Annotated in this window: 24 protein-coding genes and 1 pseudogene; 11 read left to right on the plus strand and 14 right to left on the minus strand. The window is 70.3% G+C overall.

Features of this window, described 5'->3' with window-relative positions:
• The coding region (locus HMPREF0063_RS12450; RefSeq protein ID WP_007079036.1) for an IS3 family transposase at positions 1–193 on the plus strand (193 nt) is incomplete at its 5' end.
• Here HMPREF0063_RS12450 and HMPREF0063_RS12455 read toward each other — a convergent pair.
• From HMPREF0063_RS12455 to HMPREF0063_RS12465, 4 genes are all read right to left on the minus strand, one after another.
• Positions 194–442, minus strand: coding sequence for an SRPBCC family protein (locus tag HMPREF0063_RS12455; RefSeq protein WP_007079037.1), 249 nt, complete (start codon positions 440–442; stop codon positions 194–196). It lies immediately after the preceding gene.
• A gap of 84 nt (positions 443–526) precedes the next feature.
• The gene (locus tag HMPREF0063_RS16850) at positions 527–685 is read right to left on the minus strand and encodes a hypothetical protein (RefSeq protein WP_169309958.1); all 159 of its coding nucleotides are present in this window, start codon (positions 683–685) and stop codon (positions 527–529) included.
• Between the two features lie 8 nt (positions 686–693).
• Complete coding sequence (locus tag HMPREF0063_RS12460) at positions 694–1122, minus strand: DUF6855 family protein (protein WP_007079039.1); 429 nt, start codon at positions 1120–1122, stop codon at positions 694–696.
• 84 nt (positions 1123–1206) lie between these two features.
• A complete protein-coding gene (locus HMPREF0063_RS12465; protein ID WP_007079040.1) occupies positions 1207–2043 on the minus strand; it encodes an SDR family oxidoreductase in 837 nt (278 codons plus the stop codon).
• A 107-nt stretch (positions 2044–2150) separates the two neighbouring features.
• Between HMPREF0063_RS12465 and cofD the strand changes: the two genes are divergently transcribed.
• Positions 2151–3146, plus strand: a complete 996-nt coding sequence (cofD, locus tag HMPREF0063_RS12470) for a 2-phospho-L-lactate transferase (protein WP_007079041.1) — start codon at positions 2151–2153, stop codon at positions 3144–3146.
• A complete protein-coding gene (gene cofE / locus HMPREF0063_RS12475; RefSeq protein WP_245527711.1) occupies positions 3146–4096 on the plus strand; it encodes a coenzyme F420-0:L-glutamate ligase in 951 nt (316 codons plus the stop codon). The genes cofD and cofE overlap by 1 nt, the downstream gene beginning before the upstream one ends.
• 12 nt (positions 4097–4108) lie before the next feature.
• Here cofE and cofC read toward each other — a convergent pair whose 3' ends face one another.
• The 3 genes from cofC to npdG are packed head-to-tail and all read right to left on the minus strand — an operon-like array spanning position 4109 to position 8038.
• Entirely contained in the window at positions 4109–4792 is a 684-nt protein-coding gene (gene cofC / locus HMPREF0063_RS12480; RefSeq protein WP_007079043.1) for a 2-phospho-L-lactate guanylyltransferase, read from the minus strand.
• Positions 4789–7335 (minus strand): bifunctional FO biosynthesis protein CofGH, encoded by a 2547-nt coding sequence (locus HMPREF0063_RS12485; protein WP_007079044.1) that lies wholly within the window; start codon positions 7333–7335, stop codon positions 4789–4791. The genes cofC and HMPREF0063_RS12485 overlap by 4 nt, the downstream gene beginning before the upstream one ends.
• A 4-nt stretch (positions 7336–7339) precedes the next feature.
• On the minus strand, positions 7340–8038 hold the full coding sequence (gene npdG / locus HMPREF0063_RS12490) for an NADPH-dependent F420 reductase (RefSeq protein WP_040320868.1): 699 nt from the start codon (positions 8036–8038) through the stop codon (positions 7340–7342).
• A gap of 117 nt (positions 8039–8155) precedes the next feature.
• On the opposite strand from npdG, the gene HMPREF0063_RS16635 reads away from it, so the two are divergent.
• On the plus strand, positions 8156–8296 hold the full coding sequence (locus HMPREF0063_RS16635) for a hypothetical protein (RefSeq protein ID WP_007079046.1): 141 nt from the start codon (positions 8156–8158) through the stop codon (positions 8294–8296).
• A gap of 104 nt (positions 8297–8400) precedes the next feature.
• Entirely contained in the window at positions 8401–9597 is a 1197-nt protein-coding gene (locus HMPREF0063_RS12495) for a cytochrome P450 (protein WP_040320869.1), read from the plus strand.
• Between the two features lie 21 nt (positions 9598–9618).
• Here the strand turns inward: HMPREF0063_RS12495 and HMPREF0063_RS12500 are convergent, their stop codons facing one another.
• Positions 9619–11145 carry a catalase gene (locus HMPREF0063_RS12500; RefSeq protein WP_007079048.1) on the minus strand — a complete coding sequence of 509 codons (1527 nt, stop codon included), beginning with the start codon at positions 11143–11145 and terminating at the stop codon, positions 9619–9621.
• A gap of 253 nt (positions 11146–11398) precedes the next feature.
• Between HMPREF0063_RS12500 and HMPREF0063_RS12505 the strand changes: the two genes are divergently transcribed.
• Positions 11399–12235 (plus strand): phosphatase PAP2 family protein, encoded by an 837-nt coding sequence (locus HMPREF0063_RS12505; protein ID WP_007079049.1) that lies wholly within the window; start codon positions 11399–11401, stop codon positions 12233–12235.
• A 229-nt stretch (positions 12236–12464) separates the two neighbouring features.
• Here the strand turns inward: HMPREF0063_RS12505 and HMPREF0063_RS12510 are convergent, their stop codons facing one another.
• Positions 12465–12980: a MarR family winged helix-turn-helix transcriptional regulator gene (locus tag HMPREF0063_RS12510; protein WP_007079050.1), complete on the minus strand. Its 516-nt coding sequence runs from the start codon at positions 12978–12980 to the stop codon at positions 12465–12467.
• Between the two features lie 105 nt (positions 12981–13085).
• Here HMPREF0063_RS12510 and HMPREF0063_RS12515 point away from each other — a divergent pair, with 105 nt between their 5' ends.
• Together HMPREF0063_RS12515 and HMPREF0063_RS12520 are read left to right on the plus strand one after the other, a co-directional pair.
• A complete protein-coding gene (locus HMPREF0063_RS12515) occupies positions 13086–13334 on the plus strand; it encodes a (4Fe-4S)-binding protein (RefSeq protein WP_007079051.1) in 249 nt (82 codons plus the stop codon).
• Positions 13334–14287, plus strand: a complete 954-nt coding sequence (locus tag HMPREF0063_RS12520; RefSeq protein WP_007079052.1) for a DUF5996 family protein — start codon at positions 13334–13336, stop codon at positions 14285–14287. The genes HMPREF0063_RS12515 and HMPREF0063_RS12520 overlap by 1 nt, the downstream gene beginning before the upstream one ends.
• Positions 14288–14345: 58 nt before the next feature.
• On the opposite strand, the gene HMPREF0063_RS12525 is transcribed toward HMPREF0063_RS12520, so the two are convergent.
• Positions 14346–15371, minus strand: coding sequence for a pyridoxamine 5'-phosphate oxidase family protein (locus HMPREF0063_RS12525; RefSeq protein ID WP_007079053.1), 1026 nt, complete (start codon positions 15369–15371; stop codon positions 14346–14348).
• Positions 15372–15614: 243 nt separating this feature from the next.
• Here HMPREF0063_RS12525 and HMPREF0063_RS12530 point away from each other — a divergent pair.
• A pseudogene (locus HMPREF0063_RS12530) lies at positions 15615–16816 on the plus strand (integrase core domain-containing protein).
• Positions 16817–17013: 197 nt separating this feature from the next.
• Here HMPREF0063_RS12530 and HMPREF0063_RS12535 read toward each other — a convergent pair.
• Genes HMPREF0063_RS12535 through HMPREF0063_RS17350 form a run of 4 tightly spaced genes read right to left on the minus strand, consistent with a single transcriptional unit; the run spans position 17014 to position 20779 of the window.
• Entirely contained in the window at positions 17014–17685 is a 672-nt protein-coding gene (locus tag HMPREF0063_RS12535) for a DsbA family protein (RefSeq protein ID WP_007079056.1), read from the minus strand.
• On the minus strand, positions 17682–19652 hold the full coding sequence (locus HMPREF0063_RS12540) for a bifunctional copper resistance protein CopD/cytochrome c oxidase assembly protein (protein ID WP_007079057.1): 1971 nt from the start codon (positions 19650–19652) through the stop codon (positions 17682–17684). The genes HMPREF0063_RS12535 and HMPREF0063_RS12540 overlap by 4 nt, the downstream gene beginning before the upstream one ends.
• A gap of 3 nt (positions 19653–19655) precedes the next feature.
• A complete protein-coding gene (locus tag HMPREF0063_RS12545; RefSeq protein WP_245527712.1) occupies positions 19656–20378 on the minus strand; it encodes a cytochrome c biogenesis CcdA family protein in 723 nt (240 codons plus the stop codon).
• A 20-nt stretch (positions 20379–20398) separates the two neighbouring features.
• Complete coding sequence (locus HMPREF0063_RS17350) at positions 20399–20779, minus strand: TlpA family protein disulfide reductase (protein ID WP_050760955.1); 381 nt, start codon at positions 20777–20779, stop codon at positions 20399–20401.
• 895 nt (positions 20780–21674) lie between these two features.
• On the opposite strand from HMPREF0063_RS17350, the gene HMPREF0063_RS12555 reads away from it, so the two are divergent.
• Both HMPREF0063_RS12555 and HMPREF0063_RS12560 read left to right on the plus strand, forming a co-directional pair.
• The gene (locus HMPREF0063_RS12555; RefSeq protein WP_040320275.1) at positions 21675–22067 is read left to right on the plus strand and encodes a hypothetical protein; all 393 of its coding nucleotides are present in this window, start codon (positions 21675–21677) and stop codon (positions 22065–22067) included.
• A gap of 67 nt (positions 22068–22134) precedes the next feature.
• Complete coding sequence (locus HMPREF0063_RS12560) at positions 22135–22701, plus strand: DUF305 domain-containing protein (protein ID WP_007079062.1); 567 nt, start codon at positions 22135–22137, stop codon at positions 22699–22701.
• The last annotated feature ends 68 nt before the right edge of the window (positions 22702–22769 follow it).

The following is a 22769-nucleotide window of genomic DNA, read 5'->3' on the forward strand; positions in this document are numbered from 1 at the left end:
GGAGTCGTTCTTCGGCTCGATGCAGATCGAACTGCTCGACCGCCGGAACTGGTCAACCCGCGCCGAGCTGGCCAACGGGATCTTCGAGTGGATCGAAGCGTTCTACAACCCGACCCGCCGCCACTCGAGCCTGGACTACCTCAGCCCAATCGAGTACGAAACCCTTCACACCGCCACCGACCAAGCGGCATGATCAACACACAAGAACCGTCCGGGAAACCCGGGACAGGTCAGTGGTGGTCTCCTCGAAGCCGGGCAGGGGACCGATCTTGAGTCGGCGGACCGAACCGACGCCGTTGCGTGAGGTGTCGCCGTCGCGGACCCGGGTGACGGTCGCGCCGAAGACCGGACCGAGGTTCTCGTGCTCGCCGAGCGCCTCGAACACGACCTCGGGCGGGGACTCGAAGTCCATGACGACGTGAACGCGCTGCGGAGCAGCCATGGTGCACCTCCTGTGTGGGTGCCTCATCCAACCGCACCGACGGGCTCGACGGCCAACGGGGCGCCCCGGCGCAGCCTCCCGGCGTCAGGACTCGGCGCCCCGCAAGGCCTTGGAGGTGAAGTAGGTGACTTCGCCGGACTCGTCCTCGACACCGAAGACGAACTGACCCGACGGCGTCGGGGCGACGTCGATGACGATGCCCTGCGACCGCGGGGTGATGACACGTTCGCCAGGCTTGAACATCGCCGCGCTCATGAGGGTGTCACGGCCCGCACGCGGTTGTTGCGCGGCTGGTGTTCGAGCTCGGCGAGCCCCAACGCCTCCAGCAGCGGCGGGAGGTACATCCCGAACCGGCCCCGGTACCCCTTGCGCTGCCCGTACCACCCGCCGACCGGGTTGCCCGGCGACCGACCCCACGCCTCCACGGTGTCGTCAGCAGGCTCCTTCTTCTCGTCCGCGGCGCCGAGCAGCACCCAGTCGCCACGCCGCACGAGCTCGGCATGCAGGTCCTCGACGGCTCGGGCGAGGTAGGTGAGCCGGGTCGAGCCGACCTGGCAGACCAGCAGGGCAGGATCGTTCTCGTCGTCGCGGTACAGGGAGTACTGCGCCGAGAGGGGCGCCGTCCTCAGGAGCCAGGGATCCTCGGCCGTCCCGGATCCCGACCAGTGGTCATCCGTCATGAGCTCGTCCTCCCACCTCGTCCGGTCGCGCGCCGGGCATGGATCCGATCATGCCATCGTCAGCGGCTGCCCGTCCCCGCTGATCTACCGGGACCTCGGCACCCCGGACACCCGACGCAGCAGCGCATCCAGAGCAGGAGTCGGCGTGGCTCCGGCCGCGACGGCCTGCAGCTTCGGACCCGCCCCGACGACGTACCGCGCCCGGGGTCGACGGGAGGTGAGGGCACGCTCGATGGTCGAGGCCACCTTCTCGGCCGGGCTCGCCATCCGCTGCGACAAGGGGATCATCCGGCGGAAGCCGGCGATGTGGGCGTCGTACAGCTCGCGGTGCTCCGGGCTCAGGCTCGCGACGGTGGCGTCCAGCTCGGCCTCCGCGTCCTGCCACATGTCGGTGTCGGTCTGCGCGGGCTCCACCAACGAGACGCCGATGCGCCACGGATGGACCTCCATCCGCAGCGCGTCGGCGAGCCCTTCGAGCGCGAACTTCGACGCGTTGTACGCCCCGGTCATGGGGGTCGCCACCCGCCCGCTGACCGACGACACGAAGACCACCCGCCCGCGGGACTCACGCAGTCTCGGCAGCAGGGCCTGGGTCACCGCGACCTGGCCGACGACGTTGACCTCCAGCTGGCGACGCAGGTCCGCCAGCGGCACGCCCTCCACCGGTCCGCCGACCACGATGCCCGCGTTGTTGACCAACGCGTCCAGGCTGGTGATCCGCTCCCCCGCGGCAGCGACCTGGTCCGGGTCGGTGACGTCGACCTGGACCGGCTCGATCCTGCCGGACGACTCGGCCACCAGACGCTCACCGTCCTCGACCTTGCGGACGCCGGCGTACACGTGCCAACCGGACGCGGCGAGTCGGAGCGACGTGGTGCGGCCGATGCCACGACCGGCGCCGGTGACGAGGACGGTTCGCATGGCGACACCCTAGCGACGGGGACGCCCTCCCGCCGTCGCCCGAGGGTCACGCCCGGGATCGTCGGAGTCTCGCTTCCTGCGCCGAGCCGGTCGGGGACACTGGGGGCGTGAAGATCGTCGTGGTGTCCGGTGGTGTCGGCGGAGCGCGGTTCCTCCAGGGTCTGGTGGCCGCGGTCGCTCCGGCCGACGAGGTCACGGTGGTGGTGAACACCGCTGACGACCTGTGGCTCTTCGGCCTGCGGGTCTGTCCCGACCTCGACACCGTGATGTACACCCTGGGCGACGGGATCGACACCGGTCGCGGATGGGGTCGTACCGACGAGACCTGGAACGCCAAGCACGAGCTCGCCGCCTACGGGCTGGACGAGACGTGGTTCGGCCTGGGTGACCGCGACCTGGCCACCCACCTGCTGCGCTCGATGCGCCTGCGCGAGGGCCGCACCCTGAGCGAGGCGACCGACGAGCTCGTCGGCCGCTGGAGTCCGGGCACCGACCTGGGTCGGGTGCGGGTGCTGCCGATGAGCGACGACGAGGTCGAGACGCACATCGCCACCACGGTCGACGGCACCGACACGGTGATCCACTTCCAGGAGTTCTGGATCCGGCACGGCGCGAGGGTGCCGGTGCGGGCGGTCGAGTACCGCGGCATCGAGTCGGCCCGGCCGGCTCCCGGGGTGCTCGACGCGATCGCCGCGGCCGACGTCGTGGTGCTGCCGCCGTCCAACCCGATCGTCTCGGTGGGTCCCGTCGTCGCGGTGCCCGGCGTCGCCGCGGCGTTGCGGTCGGCGTCGGCGCCGGTCGTGGGGGTGAGTCCGATCATCAGCGGCGCTGCGGTGCGCGGCATGGCCGACCAGCTGCTGACCGGGCTGGGGGTGGAGGTCTCGGCCGGCGCGGTCGCGCGCCACCACGGGGCCAGGAGTGCGGACGGGATCCTGGACGGCTGGCTGGTCGACACGGCCGACGCCGACCAGGTGGCCGGGGTCGAGTCGGCGGGCATCAGCTGCCGGGCGGTCCCGCTGTGGATGCGGGACCCCGCCACCACCCGGCAGCTGGCGACGGACGTCCTGGGGCTCGCCGGTGACCTGCGCGACGGCGGCCGATGATGAGCCTGACGTTCACCGCCGTCGAGGGCATCGGCGAGATCGTCCCCGGCGACGACCTCGGCCGGATCATCGCGTCCGCGGCGCCGGACCTGGCGGACGGGGACGTGGTGGTGGTGACCTCGAAGGTCGTCGCCAAGGCCGCCGGCCTCGCCACGAGCGGGAGCCGGGAGGACCTGCTCGCCGAGCAGACCGACCGGGCCGTCGCCACCCGGGGTGACACGCGCATCGTGCGGACCCATCACGGCCTGACGCTCGCCGCGGCAGGCATCGATGCCTCCAACACCTCCGCCGGCACCCTGCTGCCGCTGCCGGTGGACCCCGACGGCGATGCCCGGGCGATCCGTGCGCGGCTGGCCGAGCTGACCGGACGCCGTGTCGCCGTGGTGGTCAGTGACACCGCCGGCCGCGCCTGGCGTCACGGCCAGACCGACATCGCCATCGGGTGTGCCGGGCTGGAGCCCCTGGAGTCGTTCGCCGGACGCACCGACCCCCACGGCAACCGCCTGGTCGTGACCGCCCCCGCCGTCGCCGACGAGATCGCCGGAGCCGCCGAGCTCGCCTCGGGCAAGCTCGGCGGCCGGCCTGTGGTGGTCGTCCGCGGAGTCCCGGCCCACCTGCTCACCGCCGGCGACGGTCCGGGGGCCACGGCGCTGGTGCGGGCGGAGGACGACGACCTGTTCGGACTCGGGGCCCGCGATGCCGTGGTCGCCGCCGTGGCTGCGGACGGCGCCTCGGTCCGCGGGTTCACCCCGACGACGATCACCCCGGCCGCCCTCGTCGAGCTGGCCGGCGTCCCGGTGGGGATCGGTGTCGACGTCGACGGCGACCTGGTCCGCGTCGCGGCCCCCACCGACCACCTCGTGGCGGCAGGAGCGGTGCAGCAACGGCTCCTCACCCTGGCCACCGCCCACCGCGTCGTCGTGCGGGTCGAGGTCGAGCACCTCACCTGAGCGGCCGCGGGGTCAGATGGGTTGCAGACGGCCGTGGGGGGCGTCGCGGAGCCCGAAGCGGTCGATGACGGTGGCGGTCGCGGGCCCGACCCCCAAAGCCACAGCCGCCCGGAGGTCCGCGGCGGTGTCGACGTCGAGGCGAACGCGAGGGTCGACGCCGGGCAGCCGGGTGTGACCGGCGGCGTCGTGCCGGTGGGCCGAGCCCGGCCCGTAGTGGCCCGTCAGGTGGCGGGGGTCGAGGGCGGTGATCAGCGTGGTGCCGTGCCCGGTGGCATCGGCGACGTGGGCCAGCTCGTGGCTGCCGGCCAGCACGAGCGCGTCGTCCACGGTTGCCGGGGTGAGGGCCGCGAGGTCGGCCGGGACCACCACCACGGGCCGGTCGGGAGTGATGCGGCGGCACCACGCGACCCCCCGCCACACCGCGTCGTTGAGTCCGTTGCCGACCGACCAGGCGCGCTCGCGCAGCACGTGGACCTCGGTCCCCCAGTTGGGGAGCTCGTCGGTGTCGCGGCTGACGACCACGACGACGTCGCTGACCATCGACGCTGCGCGGAGCGACGCGACGACGTCGGCGGCGAACGCGCGCGCCAGGCTCGCCCGCAGCGCGGGGTCCTGGCTGAGGCGGGTCTTGGCGCGGCCGAACTGCTTGACCGGCACCACGGCGGTGAACGGGGTCAGCGCGTCGCCGGGTCTCATGCGGGGCTCGCGGCGGGGAGGCGTCCGTAGGTGGTGGTGCGTTGGCGGGCGGGACGGCCGGCGAGGTGGGCCATCGCCTCGAGGTCCTCGCGTTCCTTGCGGGAGCCGTTGGTGGAGCCGGCCATACGGCTGATGGTCTCCTCCATCAGGGTGCCGCCGAGGTCGTTGACGCCACCGTTCAGCACCTGGGTGCACTGGTCGGGGCCGAGCTTGACCCACGAGCACTGGATGTTGTCGACCAGCCCGTGCAGCATGATCCGGGCCATCGCGTGCACCGCGCGGTTGTCGCGGACGGTCGGTCCCGGGCGGGCGACGCCGGCCAGGTAGATCGGGGAGGACTGGTGCACGAACGGCAGGGGCACGAACTCGGTGAATCCGCCGGTGTCGCGCTGCAGGTCCGCGATGACCTTCAGGTGGGTGACCCAGTGGCCCGGGTGGTCGACGTGGCCGTACATCATCGTCGCGGTCGTGGGCAGACCGATCGTGTGCGCGGTGCGGACCACCTCGATCCACTGGCTGGCGGGCAGCTTGCCCTTGGTGAGGACCCAGCGGACGTCGTCGTCGAGGATCTCCGCCGCCGTGCCCGGCAACGAGTCGACGCCCGCCTCGGCCAGGCTGTGCAGGAACTCGGTGATGGACAGGCCGGTGCGGGCGACGCCGTTCATGACCTCCATCGGGGAGTAGGCGTGCAGGTGCAGGTCGGGGCCGGCGGCCTTGATGGTGCGGGCGATGTCGGCGTAGACCGTGCCGGGCAGTGAGGGGTCGATGCCGCCCTGCACGCACACCTCGGTCGCCCCCACGGCCACGGCCTCGCGGACCCGGTCGGCGATCTCGTCGGTCGACAGGCTGTACGCGTCGGCGTCCGTGGCCCTCTGGGCGAACGCGCAGAACCGGCAGCCGGTGTAGCAGATGTTGGTGAAGTTGATGTTCCGGTTCACCACATAGGTGACGGTGTCGCCCACGGTGTCGCGCCGCAGGTCGTCGGCCAGCGCACACACCGCCTCCAACCCGGGACCGTCGGCGGTCATCAACGCCAGCGCCTGGGCCTCGGTCAGGCCCGCCGGATCCCGCTCGGCGGCCCGCAGCGCGGCGGCCACGTCACCCGCCAACCGCTCCGGAGCGGCCGGCACCCGGGCACCGATCGTGTCCCAGTCGCCGTAGACCTCGTCGAAGTCCCCCCGCCGGTCCGCACGACGGCCCGTCGTGTCGATGCTGGCGTGCAGATCCGAGCGGCCCGACGTCACCAGGCCCCCGTCCGGCTCCTGCCACGGCAACCCCACCGGACGGACGCCGTCGGCGAGGAGACCATCGGGGCCGCGCAACGCGTCCACGTGCGGACGCAACCGCGGATCCACCCACGGCGCGTCCAACAGCTCCGGGTGCGTCGTCAGCCGGGGCCGCAGGTCGAACCCGCCCGCCTCGCACACCCCGCGCAACGCGTCGATCTGCGGCCAAGGGCGTTCGGGGTTCACGTGGTCCGGCGTCACCGGGCTGATCCCACCGAAGTCATCCACCCCCGCCGCCAACAACTGCCCGCACTCAGCCAGGTCGACCAGGTTCGGCGGCGCCTGCACCCGCACCCCCGGGCCGAGCACCACCCGGGCGGTCGCGACCGCCGCCAGGTACTCCTCCACACCCAGGTCGTCAGTCGATCGCATCGCGGTGGCGTCCTTCGCGCGGAAGTTCTGCACGATCACCTCCTGGATGCTGCCGTGCTCACGGTGCACCCGGCGGATCGCGAACAGGCTCTCAGCCCGCTCGACCCACGTCTCGCCGATCCCCACCAGGATCCCGGTGGTGAACGGGATGCCGAGGCGGCCCGCGTCCTCCAGCACCCGCAACCGGACCGCCGGATCCTTGTCCGGACTGCCGTGGTGCGGCTGCCCCTTCTCGGTGAACAACCGCTCGCTCGTGGTCTCCAGCATCATCCCCATGCTCGGCGCGACCGGCTTGAGCCGGTTCATCTCCGCCCAGCTCATGACCCCGGGGTTCAGGTGCGGCAACAACCCCGTCTCCTCCAGCACCCGCACCGCGAGCGCCCGCACGTACTCCAACGTCGAGTCGTAGCCCGCCTCGGCCAACCACCGCTTCGCCTCCGGCCACCGGTCCTCCGGCCGGTCGCCCAACGTGAACAACGCCTCGGTGCACCCCAGCCCCGCACCCGCCCGACAGATCTCCAGCACCTCGTCGACCGACAGGAACAACCCCTGCCCGTCGCGCTCCAGCTGGCCCGGCGTGGCCACGAACGTGCAGTAGTGGCACCGGTCCCGGCACAACCGCGTCACCGGCACGAACACCTTCGGCGAGAACGTCACCACCCCCGACCGGCCCACCGCCGCCAACCCCGCGTCCCGCACCCGGGCCGCGACCGCCATCAACCGATCCAGGTGCTCCCCGGTCGACGCGAGCAACGCAGCCACCTCTGAGGTGTCCAGACTCTTGCCCGCCTCCGCCCGCACCACCGCACGCCGCACCTCACCATCGGTCGGACGCGACGAGCCGACCGGCGGCACACCGGGGAACGGCAGGTGGACGGCGACCACGGGACTACAGCCCGTGACCGGTGACGCGGATGCCCGCGTGCGTCTTGTACCGGCGGTTGATCGCGATGAGGTTGGCGGTCAGCTTCTCGACCTGACCGCAGTTGACCAGCCGGCCGGCGAACATCCCCCGGGCGCCGGGGATCAGCTCAGCCAGTGCCTGCACCAGGTCGGTGTCGGCCCGCTCCTCGCCCAGCACCAGCACGTCGATGTCGACCGACGCCTGCGACAGGTCGGCCAGCACCACCGCCGACACGTGGTGGAACGCCCCCACCACCCGGGAGCTCGGCAGCACCGCCTGCGCCTGCTGCGCCGCGCTGCCCTCGGCCACGTCGAGCGGGTAGGGACCGGTCTTGCCGAAGCCGAGCGGGTTCACGCAGTCGATCACGACCTTGCCGGCCAGCTCGCCGGCCAACGAGGACAACAGCTCGCCGTGGCCGTCCCACGGCATCGCCGCCACCACCACGTCGGCCCGGGACGCGCACGTCGCGTTGTCCGCGCCGGTCACGCTCGGTGCGGCGAACCCCGCGGCCACGACGGTCTCCGTCACCTCGGCGGCTGCGGCTTCGGCACGCTGGGCATCCCTCGAGCCGAGCACCACCGGGACCCCGGCCGCAGCCCAGCGCAACGCCAGGCCACGTCCCTGCGCCCCCGTACCGCCCAGGACGCCGACCGTCAGTCCTTCGATGTCATCACGACTGGTCACGTCGACCAACCAATCACACGCGGCGGCAGACTGTTCAGGTTCCGGCGCATCGGTCGACCGCGTTTCTTCCGGCTGGGTCGGCGCGCGTGGCCCCGGACAGCGGGACACACTGGAGGCATGACCGACATCCCCCCGGAGGATCCGCGGGTGTCCGAGGACCCCGACGACGACCCCAAGCACAAGACGACCGACCCGAACCTGGAGTCCGACCCGGACGACCCGGACGCACCCGCGCCGTTCACCGGCCCCTACTCCTGACTCCCGCGGACGGGCGGATCCACGACCGCCTCGACCCGCGAGACGCTCCGGCCAGTTGCTCGATTCGCGTGAACGGACCGGCCGCGGCGTGTGACGGTGGTCCCGTGCCCACCTCCCCTGCCTCCGCGCCCGCGTTCGTCCCCGGCAGCAGCGACACCTGGGCTGATCCGTTCGGCATGTACGCCGAGCTGCGGACGCACGATCCCGTCCACCACGTCGCGGGCGGCGACTACTGGGTGCTGACGCGGCACGCCGACGTGTTCGCGGCGGTGCGCGACCACGAGACCTTCTCCTCGGCGGAGGGCCTGACGACCACCTACGGCGAGCTCGACGCCATCGGCATGCGCGACAACCCGCCGATGGTGATGACCGACCCGCCGAGCCACACCGAGTTCCGACGCCTGGTGTCGCGAGGGTTCACCCCCCGCCACGTCGAGGCCGTCGAGCCCGCGGTGCGCGCCTTCGTGACCGAGCGGCTCGAGTCGATCATCAGCGCCGGCGGCGGCGACATCGTCGAGCTCCTGTTCAAGCCGTTGCCGAGCATGGTGGTGGCCCACTACCTGGGGGTGCCACCGACCGACCACGAACGGTTCGACCGCTGGACCGAGGCGATCGTGGCGGCCAACGCGACCGGTGATCCGGCGGGCGTCGCCGACGCCGTGGGCGACCTGCTCGGCTACTTCACCGAGCTGATCGAGCACCGCCGCGACCACCCCGCCGACGACACCGTGTCCCACCTGGTCGCCGCCGGCGAGGCCGACGACGACGCCGGCATCCTGCGCGTGCTCGCGTTCACCTTCACCATGGTGACCGGAGGCAACGACACGACCACCGGCCTGCTGGGCGGAGCCGTCCAGCTGCTGGCTGCCCGCCCGGACCAGCGGAACATCGCCCTGGACGACGCCCGCGCCACCGTCGAGGAGCTGCTCCGGCTGACCAGTCCCGTCCAGGGCCTGTGCCGCACGACGACCCGGGACGTCACCCTGCACGACACCACCATCCCGAGCGGCCGCAAGGTGCTGCTCTGCTACGGAGCCGCCAACCGTGACGTCGACGCCTACGGGCCGGACGCCGAGCAGCTCGACGTCACCCGCGACCCGCGGCACGTCCTGACCTTCGCCCACGGTGCGCACCACTGTCTCGGCGCCGCCGCCGCCCGGATGATGGGCCGGGTCACCCTGGAGGAGCTGCTGACCCGCATCCCCGACTTCGCCGTCGACCACGACGCCGTGACGTGGGCCGACGGAGCCTACGTCCGCCGACCCACCCGCGTCCCCTTCACCGTGCTGGGGACCGGCTGATCCGCCGGCCCCGCGCCGGCCTCAGGCCTTGTCCTGCATGCTCGAGCGGGCCTTGTTCGCCTGCTCACCGGCCTTCGGGTCCGTCTCGTCGGCCTTGGCACGCACACCTGACTCGACCGCGGAACCGAGGTCGGCATCGACGTTGCGCCAGTACTCGAACGCGCGCTGGAGCACCGGCTCGCTCACCCCGTTCAGCAGGTGCCCGACGATGTTGTCGACCAGCCGTCCGCGGGCGGCCTCGTCCATGACCTCGCGGACGAGCGTGCCCGCCTGCGACCAGTCGTCATCGTCCTCGCGCAACGTGTAGGCCGTGCGGACCATCTCGCCGTCCGCGGCCCAGCGTCCGCCGTCGTCGGTCCGCTGCGGGTCGGCCGCCGGGCCGCCGTAGGAGTTCGGCGCGTAGACCGGGTCGGTCGCGTGGGCGATCCGCATCGCCCCGTCCTTGGAGTACGCGTGCACCGGCGACTTCGGGGCGTTGACCGGGATCTGCTTGTAGTTCACGCCCAGGCGCGCCCGGTGGGCGTCGGCGTAGCTGAACCCGCGGGCGAGCAGCATCTTGTCCGGCGAGAGCCCGGTGCCGGGCACGATGTTGTTCGGCTCGAACGCCGCCTGCTCGATCTGGGCGTGGTAGTCCTCGACGTTGCGGTTGAGCGTCAGCTTCCCGACCTCCTGCAGCGGGTAGTCCGCGTGCGGCCACACCTTCGTGAGGTCGAACGGGTTGATCCGGTAGGTCTTCGCGTCGTCGAACGGCATGATCTGCACGTGCAGGGTCCAGCTGGGGAACTCCCCGGCCTCGAGGTGCTCGAAGAGGTCGCGCTGGTGGTAGTCGGTGTCGGCCGACGCCATCTGGTCGGCCTCGTCCTGGTTGAACGTCTCGATGCCCTGGTCGGTCTTGAAGTGGTACTTGACCCAGAAGTGCTCACCGGCCGCGTTGATCCAGGAGTAGGTGTGGCTGGAGTAGCCGTTCATGTGCCGCCACGTGCGCGGGATGCCGCGGTCACCCATCAACCACGTGACCTGGTGGGCCGACTCCGGGGTGAGGGTCCAGAAGTCCCACTGCATGTCGTGGTCGCGCAGGTTGTTCGCGGCGCGGCGCTTCTGCGAACGGATGAAGTGCTGGAACTTCATCGGGTCGCGCACGAAGAACACCGGCGTGTTGTTGCCGACCATGTCCCAGTTGCCCTCGCTGGTGAAGAACTTGAGGGAGAAGCCGCGCGGGTCACGCCAGGTGTCGGGGCTGCCACGCTCGCCGGCCACGGTCGAGAACCGCGCGAGGACCTCGGTCGTCGTGCCCGGGGCGAACACCGCCGCCCGCGTGAAGGCCGAGACGTCCTGTGTGACCTCGAACGTGCCGAAGGCACCGCCACCCTTGGCATGCGGCTGGCGCTCCGGGATGCGCTCGCGGTTGAAGTTCGCCATCTGCTCGATCAGGTAGTGGTCCTGCAGCAGCAGCGGTCCGTCGGGGCCGACCGACAGCGAGCGCTCGTCGCTGGCGACGGGCACGCCTCCGTCGGTCGTGGTGGCGGGTCGCTGGTCCTCGTCGGTCATGGGAGCTCCTCGTTCGACAACGGTCGTCGGTCGGGTACCCACCCGAGCCGGGGACCACACCCCTCGGCGGTGACGAGTCGGCGGTCACCGCACGACCTCCCTGCACGAGATCCGCTGGCGGATCCGCGGGACCGTGGGATCCTCGACCCATGCATCGTGAGCTGCGGGTCACCGGGGTGCCCCGCAGCCACCACGCCGGGGCCGCACCTGCCGGCCTGGGGTTCGGCCCGACCGGACGCCGGCTCACCTCGTCATGACCGGCGACGGACTTCCGTGGCCCTCCTGGCACCACGCGGCGATCGCCAGCGCCATCAGTGCCCTGGCGTGGCTGCTGCTCCGCCGCGCGCGTCCCACGCGGTTCCGCACCGAGGCGCTGCCGGCGCTGCACGAGTTCGCGCTCATCGCCGGCCTCTACTCGATCTGGCGGATCGCCCGACAGCTCCCGTTCACGCACGAGGCCGGTGCCCTGGACCGTGCCCGGCAGATCGACCGGCTGCAGAACGCCCTGCACCTGCCGACCGAGATCTCGATGCAGCAGCTCGTCCTGGCCGACGAATGGCTGGCGCGCCTCACGAACGGCTACTACGCCGTGCTCCACGTGCCCGGCCTGCTGCTGTTCCTGGTGTGGCTGTTCGTCCGCCACCGCGACCGGTTCCCGCACTGGCGCAACGGCCTGGCCTTCGTCACCCTCGGCTGCCTGGTCATCCGGTTCGTGCGGGTCGCGCCACCGCGATTCATCGAGGAGCTGGGCTTCGTCGACCTGTCCGATCGCTTCGGGTTCAGGGTCTACGGCTCCGGCGGGGAGGGGGTCTCCGACCAGTTCGCGGCGATGCCGTCGATCCACGTGGCCTGGGCCGCCGTGGTCGCTCTGGGCATCTTCACCTCGACCACGAGCCGCTGGCGGTGGGTCTTCGTGGCGCACCTGCCGCTCACCTTCTTCGTCGTGGCAGCGACCGGTCACCACTGGTGGCTCGACGGCATCGTGGCGGTCGCCCTGCTCTGGGCCGGGCTGAGGCTCGACACCTTCTTCCGTTCACGGAGGGCACGATCGACGCGGATGCCGGCCGTCGCCGAGGTCAACGCGGCCTGAACTCGACTCCTCCATGGCGTGACAGTCCGTCGGCTGCGAAGACACGCGGCCCCGGCTCCAGAAGCCCAGCTCGCCCTGTTGACAACAGCGCTCGACCACCTGAATACTTGCGTGCGCAAGCAGATTGGCCGCAGTCCTTCCGCCGCCTGCCCCGCGTCCTCATCGCAACGATCAGGTCGCGCGACCAGCGCGACAGTCCCAGGAGCGAAGTGTGAGCAACCCCCACGCGCTACGGCTCATCCCCCCGGCTCCGGACGCCGCTGCGGAGGGGCGGTCCGATCTCCGGCCAGGCGACGGCTCTCATCGCGGCAGCGAATGCCACGAGGTCGATGTCCTGCAGATGGTCCATCACGTGCTCCCGGACGCTGCGGAGGTGCGCGGGCCACGCGTCGCGGAGACACGTCATCCCCGCGGGTGTGATGACGGCAACCTGCCCCCGACCGTCCTCGGAGCACCGGACCCGCTTCACCAGGCCCTCGCGCTCCAGGCGGCCGACCGCTCGGGTGAGGCCGCTCACCGAGATGGAGACATAGTTGGCGAGCTGGCTCATCCGCAGAGACGTCTCGGGCGCCTCCGAGAGGTACATCAGGATCGTGTACTCGGTGCCGCTGATGCCGTACGCCTGGGTCAGGTCGGCATCCACCACGCGTGGAATGACCAGCACGGCCCGAGCCAACGCACGCCACGCCGCCTCCTCCTCGACGGACAGAGGGGAGGGATCGCCCGGTGCACGCGGATCGGCCATGAACGGTCACGCTAGCCCCCACTACTTGACGAGGCAAACACCGCGTGCGGGACGGACCCGCCGCCGCGGGACGTGCCATGACCGACTCGACTGCGAAGGACCGACATGACCCGCAAGACGTATCCAGGACCACTCGTCAGCGTCTCGTTCGACGGCGAGATCTGCCAGCACGCCGCCGAGTGCGTCCGCGGCTTCCCCGAGGTCTTCGACGTGGCCAGGCGACCCTGGATCGACCCCACCCGGGCCGACACCGAACCAGCGGCCGAACGGCTGCGAGAGGTCATCGGCCGCTGCCCGTCGGGCGCGCTCGAGATCGTTGAGTCCGGCAGCTCACCTGCCGGAGAGGAGAACTGATGACGACGGACATCGACTCACCGCAGGCGTGGCCGCGACTGCGGGTCTCCGACTGGACCGACACCCGCGAGACCCTGCACATGTGGACCCAGGTCGTCGGCAAGATCCGGCTCTCGCAAGCACCCTTGGTCAACCACTGGTGGCAGGTCACCCTGTACGTCAGTCCCCGCGGTCTGACCACCGGCGCGATCCCCTACCGCGGCGGGTCGTTCGACCTCGAGTTCGACTTCGTCGAGCACCAGCTGCGGGTGCGCAGCAGCGCCGGCGGTGAGCGGCTGGTCGCACTGTCGCCGAAGTCGGTCGCCGACTTCTACCTCGAGACGATGACCGCTCTCGACGAGCTCGGGATCGACGTGGTCATCGACGTCCGGCCCAACGAGGTGGACCCGGCGACCCCGTTCCCCGAGGACCACGGACACTGCACCTACGACCCCGAGGCAGCCCAGCTGTTCTGGCGCCAGCTGGTCCAGGCCGATCGCGTCCTCGGCGAGTTCCGGTCCCACTTCGTCGGCAAGGTCAGCCCGGTGCACTTCTTCTGGGGCGCCATGGATCTGGCGTGCACCCGTTTCTCCGGTCGTGGGGCACCCGAACACCCCGGCGGCGCCCCGAACTGCGGCGACTGGGTCATGGTCGAGGGCTACTCCCGAGAGTTGAGCAGCGCCGGGTTCTGGCCGGGCGGCGGTGACGAAGGCGCGTTCTACGCCTACGCCTACCCCGAACCCGACGGCTTCGCCACCTACCCCGTGGAGCCGGAAGCCGCGTACTACAGCGCCGAGTACCGCCAGTTCCTGCTGCCGTACGAGGCGGTGGCCGACTCCGACGACCCGGACGCCACCTTGGCGCAGTTCCTGCACAGCACCTACCGGGCCGCCGCCGACCTCGGTGCGTGGGACCGGGCGAGCCTGGAGGACGACCCCGCCAGATGGCCGCGACACGGACGCCGGCCGAGCTGACCCCGCGCCTCACCACACCGTGCAACCGCCTCGCCCGGGCGAGACGGACCGGTGGTCCTCAGTAGAGGTTCTTGCGGTAGTCCACGGCGATGCCGGCCCGGACGGCAGCCTCGCTGACGCCGGTGCGCACCGCGGTGGCCGCGAGCCCGCTCCGGTCGCTGCTCTTGACATGGTCGGCCCAGATCTTGGCTGCGCGGGGAAGGACGCCGTCGGGGAGGTGGGTGGTGTCGTCCCACAGGGCGGCGCGCTGCACCGCATCGCTGACCCGTAGGGAACAGTGCTCCACGTCCACCACCAGGGCGAGCTTGGGGACCTGGTCCTTGACCGCCATCGACGTCAACAGCTGCGGGTCCGTGGTCATCCGAGCCTGTCCCCGCAGCTCGAGCACGCGGTCGTCTCCCGGGCTCATCGCCAGGACCGTGACGGCCGGGCGGTCGAGCAGGTTGTGGAACGTGTCGGTCCGGCGATTGCCCGGCCGGTCGGGCACGGCCACGGTGTGGTCGTCGAGCACCCTGAGGAAGCCGGCCGGGTCCCCCTTGGGGCTGGCGTCGGCCCCACCGGCCCCGTCGCAGGATCCGACCACGGCGAAAGGCGCTGACGACAGGAACGCCCGTTGGGCGTCGTCGATCCGGTCCGATTCACCGGCGACGTGCTCACCGTTCTCGGTCGCTGCCACCGGCGGGGACCACAGGTGCGAGCGGATCATCGCCTTGCCGCAGTGCACGAACGCCTCCTCGACCACCAGACCGGTGTCGTCGATCCGCCCGTTGACGCGCAGCGACTCGCGCCACCCCGGAACGAGGAAGAGCAGCGCGGCTGCCGAGCCGGCCTCGGGCTGCGCGGTTCCGGCGTCGAACACCAGATGGTCGCCCCCGTCGGGGCGGGCGAACCCCGCGGCACCACCCATGACACCGGCGTGGATGACGCCTTCGCGGTCACGGTGCATCATCACCGCCGCGGTCGAGTACCCGAGCACGGCCGAGCAGTGGGCGTCGAGGGCGGCGATGGACTTCATCAGGGCGGCCAACGGCTGGCCACCGACCGTGCCCTCCAGCGCGTCGACGTCGCAGATCTCGTGCTTCACACTCACTCCTCGGGTGGCCGCCTCGGCAAGTCTAGGCTCGCACCTTGCCCCGGTGCGGGGCCTTCGCGGAATCGACTCGGGCCAAGGACGTCACGAGCCCTGAATCACCAAAGCCCCCGTTTCGACTGTCATTCCAGTCAGAAACGGGGGCTTCGGATCGGCGGTGGCGGTGGTGTGCTGGTTCAGGACATCGGAGACAGATCTCTCAAGACATAGGAGACACCTGCTGGTCGATGCTCGAGGATGTCGAAGGCTCGCCTGGTCATCACCGCGTTGTTCGTCGAGCACCAGTCACCCGCGGAGGTCGCCGCCCGCTACGGGGTGCACCGCTCCTGGGTCTACAAGCTCAAGGCCCGCTACGAGGCCGAGGGCGAGGCCGCGTTCGAACCCCGCTCCCGGCGGCCGAAGACCTCACCGACCGCGACCCCGCCGGAGGTCGTGCAACTGATCATCGCCCTGCGCCACGACCTCGCCAGACGCGGCCTCGACGCCGGCCCCGACACCATCAGGTGGCACCTGACCCACCACCACGGACTCACCGTCTCCGCCGCGACGATCAGCCGCCACCTGCGCCGCGCGGGACTCGTGACCCCGGCGCCGAAGAAGCGCCCCAAGTCCTCCTACGTCCGGTTCGAAGCATCACTGCCGAACGAGACCTGGCAGTCCGACTTCACCCACTACCGGCTCACTACGGGCACCGATGTCGAGATCCTGACCTGGCTGGACGACTGCACCCGCAAGGCCATCCGCGTCACCGCCCACCGCGCCGTGACCGCGATCATCGTCCGCGACCAGTTCCGTCACGCCGTCAACACCGCCGGAATCCCAGCCTCCACGCTCACCGACAACGGCATGGTCTCTCCCCCAAGCACTTCGTGCAGGGAGGTGCCCCCACCGTCCGCCTCGCCGGCCAAGGACGCCGCGGCGGACGCAACGCCCTCGAAGCCGAACTGCACCGCCTGCACGTCACCCAGAAGAACTCCCGACCCGGCCACCCCACCACCTGCGGCAAGGTCGAACGCTTTCAGCAAACGATGAAGAAGTGGCTCCGCGCCCAACCCGACCAGCCCGCCACCATCGCCGGCCTGCAGGACCTGCTCGACCGCTTCGTCGAGCACTACAACCACCACCGGCCACACCGCTCTCTGCCGCACCTCGCGACCCCAGCGACCCGCTACGACACCTTGCCCAAAGCACTCCCGGCCGGCAGCCGCGACGCCGACAACCACACCCGGATCCGTCACGACCGCATCGACAAGACCGGCTGCGTCACTCTGCGAGTCGCCGGCAAACTCCGCCACATCGGCATCGGCCGAGCCCACGCCCGAACCCACGTGATCCTGCTCGCCGACGACCTCAACGTCCGCGTCGTCGACGCCACCACCGGAGAACTCCTCAGAGAGCTGGTCATCGACCTCACCAAGGACTATCAACCCCGGAAATGAGAACACCCGAACCTGCGAATACAGGTTCGGGTGTCTCCGATCTCTTGAGAGATCACACGGCGGTGGCGGTGGGATTTGAACCCACGCCGAGAACGGTCAATCTGTGCCAGATCTCTGCTGCAGCCCCGGTGGACTCGCTCAAGGCCCGCCCTACCCAGGCGACCCGGGCCGACCCGTTCGGCGCGATTCCGGCAGCCCTACCCGTTCGCGGCCGCGGACTCCAGTGCGTCGGTGAAGTCGTCCAGCGTGCGCGGCTGGAGGATCTCGCCATCCAAGAACAGGCTCGGCGTGCCGGTGAGGCCGAGCGACAGCGCGTCCTGGAAGTCCGACTCGACCCGAGCCGCGACGTCCTCGCTGGTGACGTCGCGGTCGTACTGCGCCAGGTCGAGTCCGAGATCCTCGGCGAATCCGCGGAACACGGCCGACTGGTCGTCCTGGCTCTCTCCCCAACTGGTCTGAGTCTCGAACAGCATCCGGTACATCGGCTCGAAGGCGCCCTGACGTGCGGCCGCTTCCGCCGCATGGGCGGCGTTGCGGGAGTTCACATGCCCCGGGAGCGGGAAGTAGCGCACCACGAACTCAATCTGGCCATCGAAGTCCTGGCGAAGCTGCTCGATCGCCGGATAAAGCGCGCCGCAGGCCTCGCATTCGAAGTCCAAGAACTCGACCAGGACGGGTGAGCCCTCTGGCGCATCTTGGATCACGTGACTGTCGGCGCGGAAGAGGCGCGGATCTGCGATCCCGCTCGACTCGACGACCGGCGGCTTGTCGCGCATCTCCAGTGCCACGAATACACCGAGTGCGGCCAGACTCAGGGTGACCAGTGCGGCGGTGATCACCGTTCGGCGGGTGGTCGATGTCTTGTTCATGAATCTCCATCGGTTGTGGTGGGCAGAGTTCGTAGGGTGGTGGGTGGTCCAGGGCTTGCAAGCACAGGATCGGCGGACTGCCGAGGCGACCGGGTCTGCACGATCAGCAGGACTGAGGCGGTCACCATGGCAGGACCCGCAAGGCCGAGCGCGAGCACGGCACCCAGCCACTGGTCCGCGAGGAGATCGGTGGAGAACGGCCGCTCCAGTGCCTGCCAGTAGGCCCCGCCCACAGGTGTGGTGGCCGAAAGGAGCGCTGCCGAAAAGCACGCCGTCAGGACGAACAGCGCGCCGGCCGCCAGCGCGCGCAGACGAGGTGAGCGGGTGGGCACCAGGCTGGACCCGATCACGCTCGTGAAGAAGAGTGTTCCGATCGACAGGGTGGCGATCTCCATGCCGAGGTGTCCCAAAAGGCTGCTCATGATCGTGGTGAACAGAGGAGTGAAATACAGGAGGCAGGCGCTGGCGATTGTGACGGCGAGAGCGACGGCCGGGTGGGTCGCCACACCGACGAGCTGCGACCGTCCTACAGAGCGGAGCACATCTCGGGGCGAGTTCTCGCCGGTCAGGCGGGCACCGGGCAAGGCCTGTTGCGCCAAGGATCCGGGGGCACCCAGAACCAGCAACGGCGCGGCGACTGCTGCGAGCAGGGCCTGGTTGGCCACATGAGCGCTGAACAGCACGTGTGAGTACGCGCCGAGACCGCCGGACGTGGCCCACGCGACGATCATGATGCCGCCGGACCAGGAAGCCGTGCGCCAGAGCGGCCAGGTCCGGGCATGGCGACGAACCGTGGCGACCGCCAGCGCGTACCCGACGGCACCGAAGCCGACGACCGCGAGGCCGACGCCGCTCGGGTACCAGCCGAGGACGAGACGACCCAACGTCGGCGCCGACGGCATGGGGCCGCCGAGCAGATCCTCGGCCGGTGTCAGGAAAAGCTCCCCGCCGGGCGTCGGGGTGCGCGACAGCGCCACGGCGATGCCGACCGCCGCCACCATGACGGTGACCTCCAGTCGAGCCATCGATCGAAAGGCGCCGCCGCTGCGAACGATCCGATGTCGCTGCCACCAGCCGAAGCCACCGAGGACGACGTAGGCCAGGAGCTTCAGTCCGACCAGCCGGCCGTAGGGAGATGCCGCCAACTGCTCAAGGTCGGTCGCGCGCAGCACGGCGCTCAGCACGCCGGAGATGCCGATCACGACGAAGCAGGCCAGGGCGACGTTCGAGTAGCGGCGGACGGCAACCTCCAGACGTCTGCTCCCGTGGGACGCGAGCCATCCCAGAGCGACCAGACCGCCGACCCACACCGCCACCGCTGCGACGTGCAGATAGAGACTCACGGAGGCAAGCGAATGTGACCCGGCGGAGGCCGCGTGCCCGGTCAGCGCCGACGGCGCCATGGCGGCCAGCGCGAATACGCTCCACCCCAGCAGTGCCCGGGTCCCGATCGTCCAGCGTAGAGCGAGCGCGAGAATGAGCGCCCCCAAAGCTTGCAGCGCGAGGCCCCGGCCGATCTCGCTGTCCCGCACGAGTGCGAGGAGGAGGTTGACCCGCAGGTCGCCGAGCATCACCGCGAAGACGTCTGCCGTGGTGGCCACCATGAGCACGATGGTGGCGACGCACCATACACCGGCGGCGCGTCGCGCGAGCCGGACGGCTTCGACCGCCAGTCCCTGGGCGTCTGGTCCGGGTGACGGCATCAGCAGTGCCGCGAGGACGAGGAACCCCACAGCCACGATGCCGGCGAGGTCAGAAGTCAGTGACGCGGCGGGTACGAGCCATCCGACGAGGACACCCGGGTCGGGGATGCCAGTCGTCGGCGGCCGGGGTTCGGCCCCGCTGAGCAGGAGTGATCCGGCAAGCGCCGCGAACCCGACCGTCGACGCAATCGCGATGCTGAGGCCGGTCAGCCGCCGGCCGGGTCTGCCGTTCGAAGCGGTACGAGGGAGGTGCACGTCAGTCATCTCCTACACCGCCACCGCGTAGCCGCCGATGAGACCTTGCAGGGAGTTCACGAGTAGTTGCCACATGCCGGTGATGAGCAGCACCCCGACGATGATCATCGAGGTTCCGGCCGTCACAGCAAGTCCGCGCTGGTGGCGCCGCGCCCAGGCGGCCGCCGTGAGCGTTCGCCGGTAGGCGAATGCCGCGGCGAGGAAGGGGACACCGAGCCCCAGGCAGTAGAAGGCCGTCAGGAGGCTTCCCCGGGTGGCGCTGCCTTCGGTGAGCGAGAGCGACAGGACGGCCGTCAGCGTGGGGCCCAGGCAGGGGGTCCACCCCACACCGAACAGCAGTCCCAGCACAGGGGCGCCCGCGAGTCCCACCCGCGGTCTCAGCCGCGGCGCTGCTCGTCGCTCGAGCAGGGGGACGCGACCCATGAACGCCAGGCCCATGAGAATCGTGACGACGCCGAGCACGATGTTGACGACGCGCTGGTGTTCAATCAGCCGGTATCCGACCGCGCCGAAGGCCAGCCCGTACGACATGAAGGTGACGCTGAATCCGGCCACGAACAACGCAGCGCCGAGCACCACCCGCGACCGAGACCCGCGGCCCAGGTCCTGCACCGCTTGGCCGCTCACATAGGACAGGTATCCCGGCAGCAGCGGCAGGATGCACGGCGAGAAGAACGAGACGAGGCCGGCGAGCAACGCGATCGGCGCGGCAACGAGAAGCCCGCCGCCGGTCACCTGAGTCGCGAACCAACCGCTCACCTCTCGCCCCGCACGTCAGCGATCAACTCACGGAGTGTGCTGGGGTCGACCTGGTCCATGTAGCGAACGGCCACACGCCCGGCGGCATCGATGATGTACGTGGTGGGGACCGCCACGGCCGGCAACGACTCGGAGAAGCCGATGAGCATCTCGCCACCAGGGTCGCTGAGGCTCGGGTAGTTCATGCCGAAGTTCTCGGCGAACGCTCGAGAAGCGGTGGCACTCTCACGGATCGCGATGCCGAGGAACTGCACGCCTTGGCCACTGAACTCCTCGGCCAGGCTGATCAGGTCGGGGGTTTCCTTGCGGCACGGCGGGCACCACGAGCCCCAGATGTTGATGACCAGGACCTGTCCGCTGAACTGACCGCTGTCCATAGTTGCGCCATCGAGGTCCAGGCCCTCGAGAGCCGGGGCCGACCGGCGTTCGGACGGCGCGACGAACGTGATGGACCCGTCCCCCGAGATGTAGCCACCCTCGGTGGCGTCAGTCGCTGTCGAACTCGAGCAGGCTCCGAGCGTCGCGATCAGTGCAAGCGCGAGACTCGCGGCCGTGAGTCGACGGCGGGTACGTCGATCGAGTCGACGGGTGGGCAGGGCACAGCAAGCTGACGGTGTGGACATACGGACTCCGAGGATGGCTGGGACAGGACCGTAGGTCCGTCCTCAGCACCTTCTCGGAGCCTCAATCGCCACGACCCATGAGCCGACGGTGGTTGGCGGCCACGCCATCGCCTTGACCGGTCGTGGCCGCAGAGCCAGCGGGCGCAGGTCGCGGCGCGAGGTCGACGGACGCACCGCAAGGACCAGTAGAACGCACGAGATCGCGAGGCACGCAGCGCCGATGCCGTGCACGACAGGATCCGACGTGGCCGCGTCCAGGGAGGGAAGGGCATCACTGACAGCAGCGGCGGACGGCGCCGACGACCCGAGAGACTCGACGCAGCTGGCGCCCACCGACAGCCCTAGGGCCAGCGCGAAGGCAGCAACGACCGGGACCAGCCACGTCTGGACATGCGACCTCAAGGCCGACACCTTGCGAGGGGACGCACCGACTGGGGAGTCCGTCCCGTGAGGTCGCGGCCATGCATGCTGAGGATCCTAATCGACGGTCAAAACGGCGTGGCCAACTGTCGCCGACCACGCGCGTGCGACCCACGCCGGCGCCTGCCCATCGCGTTGCTCACCTCGACTCACGTCGCCGCGAAGCCGGTCCTGGCTGCTTCACCTCAAGCTGGCACGACGCTGTGCGGTGATGCCTAGAATGGCGTCCATGAGGAGGAGCACATCAGACGGCTGGGGCCAGCGGCGCTGGGCCCAGGTGTGCCTGCTCTCCTTGCTGCTCCTGGGCCTCGTAGGGATGCACCAGGCCCAGCTCTCCGAAAATCACCACGATTCGGCTGACCCGATCGCAGCAGTCGCGACGATGGCCGATCACGAGCCGACGGGCGACTCCCACCACACGACAGCCGAGAACGCCATGGCGTGCGGAGCGATTGCGGTGTGCCTGTCCATGCTTGTTGCGCTCGTGATCCTGGCCCCAGCATCGGGTCGTTCGTCGAGAGTGCTGTGGGCCGCGCCTCGCATGCCGCGGTGGAACCTTCCTGTCGACCGGGTGATGCCTCCGGTCGACATCAATCAACGGCTGTCGATCCTGCGTTGCTGAGGAGAAGTCTGCCCGGACTCGACCCGAGCACACGACTTCAACCAGACCTCACCACACAAGGATTGCCATGAAACGTACGTTCACCTTCGCGACCCTGCTTGCAGCGGTCGCCCTCCTCGCCGGTGCCTGCTCGGATTCCGATCCCGCCGCTGACGGAGCCTTCAACGATGCCGACGTCGGCTTCGCCCAGGACATGATCCCGCACCATCGGCAGGCAGTGGAGATGGCCGAGCTCGCCGCGGACCGCTCGACCGACCCTGAGATCCTGAGTCTTGCCGACGAGATCATCGCCGCCCAGGACCCTGAGATCGCCATGATGACCGGGTGGCTCGAGCAGTGGGGCGAGGACGTGCCAGACGACATGTCCGGGATGTCAGGCATGGATCACGGCGGCGACATGTCGATGCCCGGCATGATGAGCGCCAAACAGATGTCCGATCTCGTGGACTCGACCGGCCCGGAGTTCGACCGACTGTTCCTCGAGCAGATGATCGAGCACCACGAGGGCGCCCTCGAGATGGCCATGAGTCAGCAGTCCGACGGCGAGTTCGCCGACGCCATCGCCTTGGCGCGAGAGATCGAGCAGACCCAGAAGGCCGAGATCACCCGGATGCGGGACCTGCTCGCGTCCTAACCCGCCGACCTCTCCGGGGTGCCCTCGTTCAGCGGGTACCCCGGGGAGTGCCGACCTCCGAAAGGTTC

The sequence above is a fragment of the Aeromicrobium marinum DSM 15272 genome, from assembly GCF_000160775.2.
GTDB classification, from domain to species: domain Bacteria; phylum Actinomycetota; class Actinomycetes; order Propionibacteriales; family Nocardioidaceae; genus Aeromicrobium; species Aeromicrobium marinum.